Consider the following 13,152-nt stretch of genomic DNA (forward strand, 5'->3'; position numbering starts at 1 on the left):
GGATCGCTCCAGCTTCTTCGCGCGTTCCGACCTCTGGTGCGTCTATCTAGCTCGATTCCCCGTTGTGGCGGATAGCCTGCTGAATGCGCTGACGGATCTGGCTGCGGTAGAGCTGCTCGTTGGGGATACCGACTAGCGGCTGGCCCACCGGATTGCCCTCGGCGTCAAAGGCCATGATGGTCGGGACCACACGCGCCCCGTAGGCACGGCCCAGCTCGTGACCGCGGCGCACCTCGCCGTCGAAGTCGCGCACCTCGTCACGGTCGAGGATGACCTTGCGAATGTGGATACCCTCGTAGCTCGCATCCTCGCTCATCGGACCCAGGTGCTGGTGTTCCGCCCGATCACAATAGGGACAGCTGTCGGAGGCGAACATGATCAGGGTCGGCTTGCCGTCCCCGTTCTGCACCAGGGACTGCAGATCCGTGGCCCGCTCGATCCCATGCGCGGAGGCGGCGCCAGACAGCAACATGCCCCCGAGCATCAGGACGATCGTCAGGCCGACCAGACGGATGCCCTTGTGTAGCTTGAGCGTATGCAGATTCATGATCAGTAAGGTCCTCCGGTTTTGGAGTTAGTCTAGGACGGAAGGCTTAACCGGAACTTAACGCGCCCCCGCGCCGCAACCACATAACCAGGGCTCCAAGACCCTTCATAAAAAAGGCCCCGCCGAGGCGGGGCCTGATTCCCGGACCATCGGACGAACCGATGGCCGGATACCGACAGCTATAGAGACCTTAGTCGGCGCGCTGACGCACGTCGGAGGTCACTTCCACGCGACGGTTGGCCTCGCGGCCTTCGCGGGTGGAGTTGTCGGCGGTCGGGCGGTCCTCACCGTAGCCCACGGTACGGATGTCGTCTTCACGCACACCTTCGCTGGCCAGGAAGTCGGCCACGGACTGGGCGCGACGCTCGGACAGGCCCTGGTTGTAATCGGCCGGGCCGATGGTGCAGGTGTGACCTTCGACCAGCACCGAGCTGTACTCGGCGTCGTCGGCGGTCAGGCTGCGGGCCAGTTCACGCAGGGCATCGCGGCCTTCCGAACGCAGTTCGGCGCTGTCAAAATCGAACAGGGCCTGGGCGCTCAGCGTGGTGGTTTCAAACTCGGGCTCGGGCTCGGGCTCGGGCTCGGGGGCCGGATCCGGCTCGGGGGCCTCCGCGGTTTCCTGGATGTAACCGGCGCACTCGGAATGACGGACGTTTTCCGGTGCCCAGGAACGGGTGCGCACGCACTCGCCAGAGCGATCCATCACGACATTACCGCTGCGGTCGGTGACGTTGGCCGCCGGCGGCTCCTGAGCCACGGCCTGGCTCGCGGTACCGATCAGCAGCGTGGCCACGGACGCGGCCAGAATATTCTTAACCAGCTTGTGATTCATGTTCATAGCCTCCTTGTAAAAACAAACGACGACTGATCAGAGACAAGCGCGTTGCCGAACGGTTGACTCCCGACCGGAATCTGGAGCAGCGAGCGCCAAGCCCTCTACAGCAGCTTGATAGTGGCACATGCTTTCCGGTTTTGCACGCATTCCAGCCAAGAATTGTATCGGCATCACAACGTTGTCACATTAAGGAAACACCTGCCTGTGATCAGGCGACTCCCTTCTTCTGTCTGATCAGGGCAACTACCTGCCCATCAAAACGCCGACCTTACCTAGAACCTTGTTCCCTTAAGGACACACAGATTACTTGTGGGTTCCGATGTACAAGAACAGGGTGGCGCGATCCAGACAAAAAGACCCCGCCGCAGCGGGGTCTCCTGTTGCTTGGCGTCACAAAAGGCCGAGCGGCTTACATCATGCCGCCCATGCCTCCCATACCGCCCATACCACCCATGTCGTCCATGCCGCCACCGGCACCGCCGTCGTCCTTCTTCGGCAGCTCGGCCACCATGGCCTCGGTGGTGATCAGCAGGGCGGCCACGGACGCGGCGTTCTGCAGCGCCGAGCGGGTCACCTTGGTCGGATCCAGGATGCCCATATCGATCATGTCGCCGAACTCGCCGGACGCGGCGTTATAGCCGTAGTTACCCTTGCCTTCCAGGACCTTGTTCAGGATCACGGAGGGCTCTTCGCCGGTGTTGTAGACGATCTGGCGCAGCGGCTCTTCCATCGCGCGACGGGCGATGTTCACGCCGGCGGTCTGCTCGTCGTTGTCACCCTTGAGCTTGGCGATCGCCGCACAGGCACGCAGCAGGGCCACGCCACCGCCGGGGACCACGCCTTCTTCGACCGCCGCACGCGTGGCGTGCAGGGCGTCCTCGACGCGGGCCTTCTTCTCTTTCATCTCGACCTCGGTGGCAGCACCGACCTTGATCACCGCCACACCACCGGCCAGTTTGGCCACGCGTTCCTGCAGCTTTTCCTTGTCGTAGTCGGAAGTCGCTTCCTCGATCTGGGCACGGATCTGGTCGACGCGGGCCTTGATGTCCTTGTTCTGACCCATGCCGTCGATGATCGTGGTGTTTTCCTTGGTCACCTGCACCTTCTTGGCACGACCCAGGTCTTCCACCGTGGTCTTCTCCAGCGACAGGCCGACCTCTTCGGAGATCACCTGGCCGCCGGTCAGCACGGCGATATCCTGCAGCATCGCCTTGCGGCGGTCGCCAAAGCCCGGGGCCTTCACGGCGGCAACCTTCACGATGCCGCGCATGGAGTTCACCACCAGCGTGGCCAGGGCCTCGCCCTCGATGTCCTCGGCGATGATCAGCAGCGGCTTGTTGGACTTGGCCACACCTTCCAGGATCGGCAGCAGATCACGGATGTTCGAGATCTTCTTGTCGAACAGGAGGATGTAGGCGTCGTCCAGCTCGGCGCTCATGTTCTGCTGGTTGTTGATGAAGTACGGCGACAGGTAGCCGCGGTCGAACTGCATACCTTCCACGACATCCAGCTCGTTCTCCAGCGAGGAGCCTTCCTCGACGGTGATCACGCCTTCTTTGCCGACCTTGTCCATCGCATCGGCGATGATCTCGCCAATCGCGGTGTCGGAGTTGGCGGAGATCGAGCCGACCTGAGCGATCGCCTTGTGCTCGGTGCACGGCTTGGACAGTTTCTTCAGTTCCTGGGTCGCGGACTTCACGGCCTTGTCGATGCCGCGCTTCAGGTCCATCGGGTTCATGCCAGCGGTGACCGCCTTCATGCCTTCACGGACGATGGACTGAGCCAGCACGGTCGCGGTGGTGGTGCCGTCACCGGCGGCGTCGGAGGTCTGCGAGGAGACTTCCTTGACCAGCTGGGCGCCCATGTTCTCGAACTTGTCATCCAGTTCGATTTCCTTGGCCACGGACACGCCGTCCTTGGTGACAGTCGGGGCGCCGAAGGCCTTGTCCAGGACCACGTTGCGGCCCTTGGGACCGAGGGTGACCTTCACGGCGTTGGCCAGGGTGTTCACGCCCTTGGCCATGCGGGTGCGGGCGTCGTTACCAAAACGGACTTCTTTAGCACTCATGTCTCGTTCTACTCCTGCAAAAAATGGGGATAGGGGCGGATCCGCGGGGCTTAGCCCTCGATCACGGCCATGATGTCGTCTTCGCGCATCACCAGGACGTCTTCGCCTTCGACCTTGACCTCGGTGCCGGAGTACTTGCCGAACAGCACCTTGTCGCCAGCCTTCACGTCCAGGGCGCGGACTTCGCCGCTTTCCAGGATCTTGCCGTTACCGACCGCAACCACTTCGCCGCGAATCGGCTTTTCGGCCGCCGAGTCCGGGATCACGATGCCGCCGGGGCTGGTGCGTTCTTCTTCCATACGCTTCACGATGACGCGATCGTGCAAAGGCCGCAGGTTCATGGTGCGAACTCCTTATATCGATGTTCTTAACAGGTTGGAGGATGTCGGGTAGGCGCCCTGTTAGCACCCACCCCGAACGAGTGCTAATAATAGGGGCACACCAAGCCGAGTCAAGGGCGCGGGGAAGGAGAATTCTCAGCGGCGGTCGTCGTGGTCCAGGCGATCATCGGGCGCGGACTCGTCGCCGGCGTCGTGGCGACGGAACTCCCCCTCGATCGGGCCGCCCGGCCCGGCCGGACCCGAGCCACTCGTGCGTGCCCGGATCATGCCCCGACGCAGGATGCCCTCGGCCGCCCAGCGCCGCAGCGGCGGCACCAGCAGCACAAAGCCCGCCGCGTCGGTGAAAAACCCGGGCAACAGCAGCAGGACCGCCGCCGACATCAGCAGCCAGCCCTCGACCAGCCCGCGCGCAGGCATCTCGCCGCGGGCCAGGCTCTGCTGCAAGCGGCGCCAGTGGTAGAAGCCCTGCAGGCGAAACAGCAGCAGACCCGCCGCGGCCGTCGCGATCACCAGCGCCACCGTGGCGAGCGCCCCGACAGCGTCGCCCACCCAGGCAAAGCCGAAGATCTCGAGCAATACCAACCCGAGAAAAACAAACAACGGGAGGAAGGGGCTGCGCATGAATAACGGGTTCCATACAAGAAGAGCAGAACATTGGAACACGCCCCCAAACCGCTGTCGAACAGCCCTCTCAGGGGGCATGCCACCAACGCTCGCTTCGCTCTCTTTTCCTTGCAACCGAGAGGGAATTGAGGGACGCTCTGGCCCGTCTTAACTGTGAACGTCTTCAGAAATCCGGAGCCCAGCCGCATGAGACCGCGCCGCATCATTTCCCTGCTCCCCGCCCTGCTGGCGGCCCTGCTCCTGCTGCTCCCGGGATTGGGCAGCGCTGGCGTGGAAGACCCGCGCGATCCGAACCACCACTTCTTCGACCCGACCTTCGGCGACTTCCAGGAAGAACTGGAAGAGGCCCGCGAGGCCGGCAAGAAAGGCATCCTGCTGTTCTTCGAGATGGATGACTGCCCGTTCTGCCACCGCATGAAGAATCAGGTCCTGAATCAGCCGGAAGTGCAGGAGTTTTACAAGGACCGCTTCCGCATCTTCGCGGTGGATGTCGAAGGCTCGATTGAGGTCGTCACCTTCGAGGGCGATACCAAGACGATGATGGACTTCGCCACCCGCGATTTTCGGGTGCGTGCAACGCCGGTATTCCAGTTCTTCAACCTGGAAGGCGAACCCATCGCTCGCTTTACCGGGGCTACCCGGGATGTCGACGAATTCCTGCTGCTGGGCGAGTTCGTCGCCGAAGGGCATTACGAAGACGGCAATTTCACCCGCTTCCGTCGCGAACGCGCTGGACGATAGGTACCCCGATGCATCCAGCACATGCGGCGCGCCGGCAAGCGCGGCGTCGAATCGTAACGCCCCTTCTGGCCAGCCTCGTCGCACTCGGCGTTGCGCTTTTGCCTGCCACCGGTGGCGCACTGGACACTCCGGCAGATGGCGTGATCGATCCCGAACCACTGCCCGAGCCGTTGCGGCTGCAAAGCGCGCTGACCGCGGTCGACGCCCTCCACCCACAGGTCCGACGGGCGCGGGCGGAACGCGAGATCGCCGAACAGGAACTGGCCGGCACCCAGGCCGGGCGCGACGTCACGGTGAATGCGCGGCTGGAGGCTCGCTGGATCGAGCCCAATGACCTCGCCCCGGATCAGAGCCGCAACGACTCGCGGGCCACCATCGTCGCCCGCAAGTTGCTGAGCGACTTCGGCCAGTCGAACGCGCGCGAGGCCGCCAGCACCCAGCGCCTCGAGGCCGCCCGCGAGATGGAGGTTCTGGCGCACGCCCGGCACTCGCTGCATGTCATGGAGCGGTACTTCAACGTCCTGCTCGCCGATCTCGGTTTTGCCCGCGACACCGAGGCCATGGCAGCCGCATTCGTCAGCAAGGAGCGTGCGGAAGAACGCGCCGAGCGTGGACAGGTCTCGGATATCGAGGTCTTTCGCCTGGAGTCGGAGTACCAGACCCTGCGCGTGCAGCGCCAGCGCGCGCTGCAGAATCAGCGCCGAGCCCGCGACGAGCTGGCCGAGGCCCTGAACCGACCCGGCGAGCGCATCCGCACCGTCCTGGCACCCGCCCTGCCGCTGGATCTCCCGGACCTCCCGGGCCTGGACGACCTGATGGCCGAACTCGACAGCGCCAATCCAACCCTTGCCGCCGAGCGCCTGCAAGTAGAGGCCGCCGCACGCGGCGTGGATGCGGCCCGCGCCCAGCGCCGCCCACGCCTGTATGCAGAGGCCGAGACGGGCTACTGGAACCGCGAGTTTGGCGGCGATCGCAACCCCTTTGCCGCCGGGCTCGTGCTGGAAGTGCCGTTGTACGAGGGGCGCCGCCAGGACAGCCGGGTCGGGCATGCGGTCGCGGCCCGGCAGCGCGCGGAGGCGGACCTGGGGCAGGCACGGATCGAGGCCCGCAACCGCCTGCGCGAGCTCTATCACGAGGCCCAGGCCCTGCGGATGCAGCGTGACGAGGCCGAATGGCGCATGGATTATCGCCAGCTGTATATCGACCGCGCCCGCTACCTGTACGACATCGAGGACCAGGCCGATCTCGGCGACTCGATGGTCCAGCAAAGTGCGGCGGCTTATTTCAATGCCCATACCGAGTTCGAACTGGCCATGGTCTACGAGCGCCTCGCGCTGCTGACCGGCCGTAGCGACCTGAGCCCCTTTCGCCTGGCCGGCACGGCCATGGCAGAACGGGAATAACGAATGCGCGCCCGCGGGCGCCCCGAGGGAGAACACCCGATGTCCATCGATCGCCTGATCCCGGGCAACCCAGGCCGACGACTGCTGCTCTCGGCGCTCGCTTGTTGCGCCCTGCTGGTACTGCCCTCCACGGGGTTGGCGACCGACGACAGCGACGCACTTGAGGGTCAGCTCGACTGGGGCCAGACCTACCGCATCACAGCACCGGTGGCCGGCAAGATCGAGACGATCGAGGTCCGCCCGGGCGAGCATGTCGACCAGGACGCCGCCCTGTTCCGCCTGGATACGCGGAGGGTCGAGGCGGACCTGCGTGCCGCGCAGGCCGCCATCGAGCGCCTGCAACTGGAACTGGACGAGGCCAATCGGGAGGTCGAAAAGGCGGAGGACCTGTACGACCAGACCCTGATCGCCTTGCGCGAGGTGGAACTGGCACGCATCCAGCAGGCCACCGTCGCCGCGCGCCTGGCCGAGGCCCGCGCCCAGCGCGACCGGGCGCGCGCCGATCGCGACGACGCCACAGTCCGCGCGCCAGCCAGCGGCCGCGTCACGCGTATTGATGTCTCCCCCGGCCAGTTCGTGAATCCCGCCCTGGCGCCGGCCGTGCTGGCGGTACTGGGGGCCGGGGACACCATGCGGGTCCGCGCCCTGGTGGCACCGGAGCGCATTCAGTCGCTCAGCGAGGGGCAGGAGGTCACGATTACGGTTGGCGAGCACGAGTTTTCGGGCACGATCGACCGGATCGGCTGGGAACTTGTAGGCAAAGACGAGGATCAGGGATACCGGATCGAGGCCGAATTCTCGCCGAGCGACGATGTCGTGCTGCGCCCCGGCCAGCCGGCCCGGATCGAACTTCGCACAAACTCCTGATGCCCAAGAGTCGATGATGCCGGACAAGGAACCCGACAACTCGAACGTGCGCGCCTGGCTGGTACTCACCACACTGGACGACCCCACCGAGGCCGAGACCCTGGCGGGTGAACTGGTCCAGCGCGGCCTGGCGGCCTGCGTGCACATCCTCCCGGCCGGACGCTCAATTTACGTGTGGAAAGGGAATATCGAGACCGATTCCGAAGTCACACTGCTGATCAAAACCTCCGTCGATGCCCGCGATGAGTTGCAGGCCCACCTGACGGAACATCACCCGTATGAGACCCCGGAGATTATCGCCGTGCCGATCACGCACGGGTCCCCGGATTACCTGAACTGGATAACGCAATGCACCTCCTGAATCTGCGCAACTGGCTGGCGACCTTCCTGGTCGCGTTCCTGCTGACCCCGGCCCTGGCGAACGCCATCTTCGATGACGATCTGCTGGACCCGGATGATGCGTTCAGCCTGAGCGCGGAGGCCATTGACGCCGACACGATCCGCCTGACCTGGGAGATCGCGGACGGCTACTACATGTACCGCGAGCAGTTCGAGTTCGAACCCGAGAGCGAAGGGTTGGAGCTCGGCGAACCGAACATCCCCGACGGCGAGAAGAAGACCGACGAGTTCTTCGGCGAGGTCGAGACCTATCGCGACGAGATCAGCATCGAGCTTCCGATCCTCGCGGCTGAAAGCACCGAGATCGAACTGACCGCGCGCTCGCAGGGTTGCGCCGACCTCGGCGTGTGCTATCCGCCCCACTTCCAGACCGTATCGCTGGAGCTCCCGGGCCTGCCGGGCGAGAACGGTGAAGAGGCGACCGAAGACGAAGCCGTCGATGAGGAGCGCAGCGCCCTGGACGAGATGGGCGACCTCTCCGGCGACCTGGGTGCCGCCGACGACCTGCTCGAGCCGGAAGAGGCCTTCGCCGCCTCGCTCGAGGCCATCAGCCAGAATGCGGTCATCCTGCGTTTCGAAATCGCCGAGGACTACTACCTCTACCGCGACCAGCTCGACGTGCGCATCGCCGAGGGCGACGGGATCGAGCTGGGACCGGTCAACCCGCCCGAGGGCGAACGTCACGAGGACGAGTTCTTCGGCGAGACCGAGATCTATCGCGACCAGGTCGAGATCCTGGTCCCGATACTGCGCGACGCGGACGACGTCTCCGAGATCACCCTGGCGATTGACTACCAGGGCTGCTGGGACGGGGGCGTGTGCTACCCGCCGCTGACCCAGGAGGTCTCGGTCAGCTTCGACTCCGACCTGGCCGCAGAGGCCGACGAAGACGCCCTGCCGGAGACCGGCGACGAAGCCCTGGACGAGATCGAGACCACCGATGCCGCCCCGGAAGAGGACGACGAGGCGGCCGCCCCCGTCACCCAGCAGGACCGCATCGCGGCCCAGCTGGCCGATGGTCAGATCTGGCTGGTGGCCCTGGCCTTCTTCGGCTTCGGGCTGCTGCTGACGTTCACCCCCTGCGTATTCCCGATGATCCCGATCCTGTCGAATATCATCATCGGGCAGAAGAACCTGACCACCCGCAAGGCATTCCTGATCTCGCTGGTGTTCGTGCTGGCGATGGCACTGACCTACACCATCGCCGGGGTATTCGCGGGCCTGGCCGGGGCCAACCTGCAGGCGGCCTTCCAGAACCCTTGGATCATCGGCACGTTCGTGGCGATCTTCATTGCGCTGGCGATGTCGATGTTCGGCTTCTACGAACTACAGATGCCGGCCGGCGTGCAGAGCAAGCTGTCGCAGATCAGCAACCGCCAGGAAGGCGGCACCTACATGGGCGCCGGGATCATGGGCTTCCTGTCGGCCCTGATCGTCGGCCCGTGCGTGACCGCGCCGTTGATTGGCGCCCTGCTCTACATCAGCCATACCGGTGACGCCGTCCTGGGCGGCATCGCCCTGTTCTCCCTGAGTATGGGCATGGGTGCCCCGCTGCTGGTGATCGGCACCTCGGCCGGCCGCCTGCTGCCGAAGGCCGGCCCGTGGATGGACACCATCAAGGCGGTATTCGGTGTGGGTCTGCTGGCGATCGGGATCTGGCTGCTCGAACGGGTGATCCCGGGCGAGCTGGCGATGTTCCTGTGGGCCATCCTGCTGATCGTGACGGCGGTGTACATGGGCGCGCTGCGCACCCTGCCGGAGGGAAGTTCGGGCTGGTACACGCTGTGGAAGGGCCTGGGTGTAGTCCTTCTGATCTACGGCATCCTGCTGATGCTGGGCGCGGCCACCGGCGGCAAGGACGTCTTCCGCCCGCTGGCCACACTCAACCAGCCGACGATGACGGCCAGTGGCGAACGCTCCGGCCCCACGGAGATGGAGTTCACCTACATCGACAGCCTCGATGACCTGGAACGCGAGCTGGAACAGGCCCAGAACAACAACCAGCCGGTGTTCCTGGACTTCTATGCCGACTGGTGCGTGGACTGTGTGCGCCTGGAAAGAACGACCTTCCAGGACCAGCGCGTGATCAGTGCGATGGCGGACGTGCACCTGCTCAAGGTGGATGTGACCGACAACACCTCCGAGCACCGGAGCCTGATGCGCGAGTTCAACCTGTTCGGGCCGCCCGCGATGATCTTCTGGGATTCCGACGGTAACGAATTGCGCAACTACCGCAACGTGGGTTACCTGAACGCCGACCGCTTCCTGGCCCATGTAGAAAATGCGCTCGGGGTGACGCCATGAAGCATCGCTCGCACACATTTGGCTGGATCGCCCTTGCCGCCGCCAGCGCCTTCTTGCTGGCCGGTTGCGAGGACCCCACGCCGGAAATGGATACCGCCGAGGCGAATGGGGGTGAAGCCGCGGAGGCCGCCGCCGAAGAGGCCCAGGGCGACCGCCGCATCGACTTTACCCTTCCGGATCTGGACGGTAACGACCGCCAGTTGAGCGAATGGGATGGCGACCTGATCGTGCTGAACTTCTGGGCCACGTGGTGCCCGCCGTGCAAGAAAGAGATGCCGCTGTTCCAGGAGATCTGGGAAGAACATCGCGATGATGGCTTCACCATCGTCGCGGTCGCCGTGGATGAACTCAGCGCGACCCAGCACTTCGTCGATGACTTCGGGATCGAATTCCCGATCCTGATCGGCCAGGACGAGGCCGTGGAAGTCGGTCGCAAGTACGGAAATCGGATCGGCGCACTGCCCTACACGGTGCTGATTGACCGTGACGGCATCATCCGTGATACCCATCGCGGCGAAGTCGAGGAAGAAGATCTGCAGGCCTGGCTGGACGACTACCTCTAAGGAATCAGTGTTTCCCTATCGGCGTCAGCCGCTGCCGAGGGCATCGAATCCCGTTTGCTGGAGCTTGCGTTCTGCCAGGCGCACGCCCGCCACGAGCGCCTGCTCGGGGGGCTCGCCCGAGACCAGTGCATCAACCAGGCCGGCATTGAACGTATCGCCGGCCCCCACGCTGTCGACGACACGCAGACCCGGTGTCGGCGCGCAGTACACATGCAGGTCATCCTGTGCGAGCCAGGCACCCTCGGCCCCGGCCGTGACGGTCACGATGCGCCCGGGGTAACGGCGGGCCAGTTCGGCCGCGGCCTCTTCTGGGCGTGCGGCAATCCCCTGCGCCCAATCGCGCGACAGCATCAGGACATCGGCCCACTCCAGACACGCCTCCAGCCCTGGGCGACGCTTTTCCAGCTCCAGGGAGATCGGCTGATCCGTTACGGCTTCGCGGACTCGGGGCAGAATCTCGCGCAAGGTCTCCGGCTGGCGCCCCTCGAAATGCAGCCAGTCGTACTCCTCCCACGCGATCCGCCGCAGATCGGCTGCACTCAGCTCGGGCAGGTCGCGGTGGTGCACGATGGTACGGCTACCCGAGTCGCGCGAACGCAGGATATGCGAGGTCGGGGTCGCGCCCGGGTGCCGCACACACGCGCCGGTATCGACGCCGCTCGCCTCAAGGCGTTCCCGCAGCCAGTTACCCGACCCATCCTCCGCGAACACGGCGGCCAGGGCCGCACGATGACCGAACTGCGCAAGGATGCGGGCAGTGTTGGTCGCGTTGCCCCCTGGCTGAGAGGAGCTGGCCAGGGCGCGAATTTCGTCGTCCTCGCGCGGATAGCGCTCGACGTCCAGAGTGTGATCCAGGGTTGCAATGCCCGTTGTCAGGATGCGCGCCATGCTGCTCTCGTCATTCGACCGGGCTGTATTGTGCGGGCCGCGAAGCCCGGCGTCATCCGCGACATCCCGACGACAGCCTGCGACAATGTGGCCTCACCCGATCACGACGAGCGGCATGGCAACCTTCCCCTCCCCGGAAACCGCCGAGGCGGCGTTCTACGAGGCCTTTCAAGCAGGCGACTCCGACGCCATGCGCACGATCTGGCTGGACAGTTCCGAATGCGTCTGTATTCACCCCGGGGGCGAGCGCCTGCTCGGGACCGACGTCATCCTCGAGAGCTGGGACGACATCCTGCCGAACATGCGAGGCGTCGTGATCCACCGCACCGAGCTGAACATCATCCCGGGGCAGGACCTGGTGATCCACACCCTGCGCGAAAACCTCTACGTCAGCGGCGAACGCCGCGGCGTGATGCTGGCCACGAATGGTTACCGCCTCGAGGGCGAGAGCTGGCGGATGTTCCTGCATCATGCCAGCCCCGATCCCGACCCGCCGCCGGCCTGGGATACAGGACGGGTGCACTGATGGGCGGGGCGAGCGACGAACGCCTGGCGGCCTACTACGAGGCCTTTCGTGCCGCGGACATTGAGCGGATGATGCGGTTATGGGCAGAACGCCCGGATATCGTCTGCGTGCACCCGGGCAGCCCACGCGCGCATCGCGGGGTTTCCGAGGTGATGGAGAGCTGGCTACTGGTATTCGCACGCGAGCTGAATATCGGGATCGAGCCGCGCATCGTCGGGCGCCAGGAAACGACCGAAAGCCTGAGTCTCGTGATCGAGGAGGCAATTACCCGCCCCGGCGATGTCGCGGCCACCGGGACCATCCTGATCAGCCAGACCTGGCGCCGCAGCGGCGATAGCTGGCGACTCCAGTTTCACCATGCCTCGCACGGACGCCGCGCACCGCCCTCGCAGCAGGGGATGTTCGTGCCGGATGGGGGCGGCTCCACCCGACACTGACGTGCAAGCGGTTCTGGCGCGAAAGACTCAGCCCTCTGAACGGGGCTGGCACAGATCCGGACGCTGGACCTTGAGGGCATCACAGACCCCGCGAACGGCATCGCGCACGCGTCGTCCCCGTCCCTCCAGTGTCATGCTCGCAATCTCCCGATAAAGCGGATCACGGCGCTCGAACAGCTCCTGCAGCTTGGCCCGTGGGTCTGCCACCTCGTTCAGCAGGGGGCGTTTGCGATTGCGGCGCGTGCGCCGGAACTGCTCGTCCACCGGGACGCGCAGGTAGATCACGAAGTGCTCGCGCAGGAGGTCACGGTTCTCCGGGCGCTCGACGATTCCGCCGCCTGTGGCGATTACCGCTCCATCGCGTTCTAGTAGCGATTGCAGCATCGCCGACTCGCGCTTGCGAAAACCCGCCTCGCCCTCGAACTCGAAGATCGTGGGTATATCCACGCCGGTACGCCGCTGGATCTCCTGATCGGTGTCGAAGAACGGGCGCCGCAGCAGCCCCGCCAGCCCGCGCCCGATTGTGCTCTTGCCGGCCCCCATGGGCCCTACCAGGACAATGTTCTGCATGGCGGCAAGGCTACTGGCCTCGCTGGACAAAGAAAAGCC

Annotated in this window: 15 protein-coding genes; 8 read left to right on the plus strand and 7 right to left on the minus strand. The window is 65.0% G+C overall.

The window, feature by feature from the left end; genetic code table 11:
* Window positions 1–46: 46 nt before the first annotated feature.
* The 5 genes from F791_RS0104150 to F791_RS0104170 form a co-directional block, all read right to left on the minus strand.
* Window positions 47–547, minus strand: a complete 501-nt coding sequence (locus F791_RS0104150; protein WP_019592215.1) for a thioredoxin fold domain-containing protein — start codon at window positions 545–547, stop codon at window positions 47–49.
* Between the two features lie 190 nt (window positions 548–737).
* Window positions 738–1,379 carry an OmpA family protein gene (locus F791_RS0104155; RefSeq protein WP_018993115.1) on the minus strand — a complete coding sequence of 214 codons (642 nt, stop codon included), beginning with the start codon at window positions 1,377–1,379 and terminating at the stop codon, window positions 738–740.
* A gap of 412 nt (window positions 1,380–1,791) precedes the next feature.
* Complete coding sequence (groL, locus tag F791_RS0104160; RefSeq protein ID WP_018649196.1) at window positions 1,792–3,450, minus strand: chaperonin GroEL; 1,659 nt, start codon at window positions 3,448–3,450, stop codon at window positions 1,792–1,794.
* 50 nt (window positions 3,451–3,500) lie between these two features.
* Window positions 3,501–3,791: a co-chaperone GroES gene (gene groES / locus F791_RS0104165; protein ID WP_018139058.1), complete on the minus strand. Its 291-nt coding sequence runs from the start codon at window positions 3,789–3,791 to the stop codon at window positions 3,501–3,503.
* Window positions 3,792–3,926: 135 nt separating this feature from the next.
* Window positions 3,927–4,412: an FxsA family protein gene (locus F791_RS0104170; RefSeq protein WP_018139057.1), complete on the minus strand. Its 486-nt coding sequence runs from the start codon at window positions 4,410–4,412 to the stop codon at window positions 3,927–3,929.
* A 189-nt stretch (window positions 4,413–4,601) separates the two neighbouring features.
* On the opposite strand from F791_RS0104170, the gene F791_RS0104175 reads away from it, so the two are divergent.
* The 6 genes from F791_RS0104175 to F791_RS0104200 all read left to right on the plus strand — a co-directional run bounded on the left by F791_RS0104175 (window position 4,602) and on the right by F791_RS0104200 (window position 10,692).
* The gene (locus F791_RS0104175) at window positions 4,602–5,156 is read left to right on the plus strand and encodes a thioredoxin family protein (RefSeq protein ID WP_018139056.1); all 555 of its coding nucleotides are present in this window, start codon (window positions 4,602–4,604) and stop codon (window positions 5,154–5,156) included.
* A 140-nt stretch (window positions 5,157–5,296) separates the two neighbouring features.
* Entirely contained in the window at window positions 5,297–6,559 is a 1,263-nt protein-coding gene (locus tag F791_RS0104180) for a TolC family protein (RefSeq protein ID WP_019592216.1), read from the plus strand.
* Window positions 6,560–6,562: 3 nt separating this feature from the next.
* Window positions 6,563–7,426, plus strand: coding sequence for an efflux RND transporter periplasmic adaptor subunit (locus F791_RS0104185; protein ID WP_019592217.1), 864 nt, complete (start codon window positions 6,563–6,565; stop codon window positions 7,424–7,426).
* Window positions 7,427–7,439: 13 nt separating this feature from the next.
* On the plus strand, window positions 7,440–7,787 hold the full coding sequence (cutA, locus tag F791_RS0104190; protein WP_018139053.1) for a divalent-cation tolerance protein CutA: 348 nt from the start codon (window positions 7,440–7,442) through the stop codon (window positions 7,785–7,787).
* The gene (dsbD, locus tag F791_RS0104195) at window positions 7,775–10,129 is read left to right on the plus strand and encodes a protein-disulfide reductase DsbD (protein ID WP_019592218.1); all 2,355 of its coding nucleotides are present in this window, start codon (window positions 7,775–7,777) and stop codon (window positions 10,127–10,129) included. Before cutA ends, dsbD begins: the two co-directional genes overlap by 13 nt.
* Entirely contained in the window at window positions 10,126–10,692 is a 567-nt protein-coding gene (locus tag F791_RS0104200; protein ID WP_019592219.1) for a TlpA disulfide reductase family protein, read from the plus strand. Before dsbD ends, F791_RS0104200 begins: the two co-directional genes overlap by 4 nt.
* Window positions 10,693–10,716: 24 nt before the next feature.
* Here F791_RS0104200 and F791_RS0104205 read toward each other — a convergent pair whose 3' ends face one another.
* Complete coding sequence (locus F791_RS0104205) at window positions 10,717–11,580, minus strand: PfkB family carbohydrate kinase (RefSeq protein ID WP_019592220.1); 864 nt, start codon at window positions 11,578–11,580, stop codon at window positions 10,717–10,719.
* A 115-nt stretch (window positions 11,581–11,695) separates the two neighbouring features.
* On the opposite strand from F791_RS0104205, the gene F791_RS0104210 reads away from it, so the two are divergent.
* Together F791_RS0104210 and F791_RS0104215 are read left to right on the plus strand one after the other, a co-directional pair.
* Window positions 11,696–12,106: a nuclear transport factor 2 family protein gene (locus F791_RS0104210; protein ID WP_019592221.1), complete on the plus strand. Its 411-nt coding sequence runs from the start codon at window positions 11,696–11,698 to the stop codon at window positions 12,104–12,106.
* Window positions 12,106–12,543 (plus strand): nuclear transport factor 2 family protein, encoded by a 438-nt coding sequence (locus F791_RS0104215; protein ID WP_018139048.1) that lies wholly within the window; start codon window positions 12,106–12,108, stop codon window positions 12,541–12,543. The genes F791_RS0104210 and F791_RS0104215 overlap by 1 nt, the downstream gene beginning before the upstream one ends.
* Before the next feature lie 27 nt (window positions 12,544–12,570).
* Here F791_RS0104215 and F791_RS0104220 read toward each other — a convergent pair whose 3' ends face one another.
* Entirely contained in the window at window positions 12,571–13,113 is a 543-nt protein-coding gene (locus tag F791_RS0104220; protein ID WP_018175257.1) for a shikimate kinase, read from the minus strand.
* Between the last annotated feature and the right edge of the window lie 39 nt (window positions 13,114–13,152).

This window comes from Thioalkalivibrio sp. ALRh (assembly GCF_000381425.1).
In the GTDB taxonomy this organism is placed as follows: Bacteria; Pseudomonadota; Gammaproteobacteria; order Ectothiorhodospirales; family Ectothiorhodospiraceae; genus Thioalkalivibrio.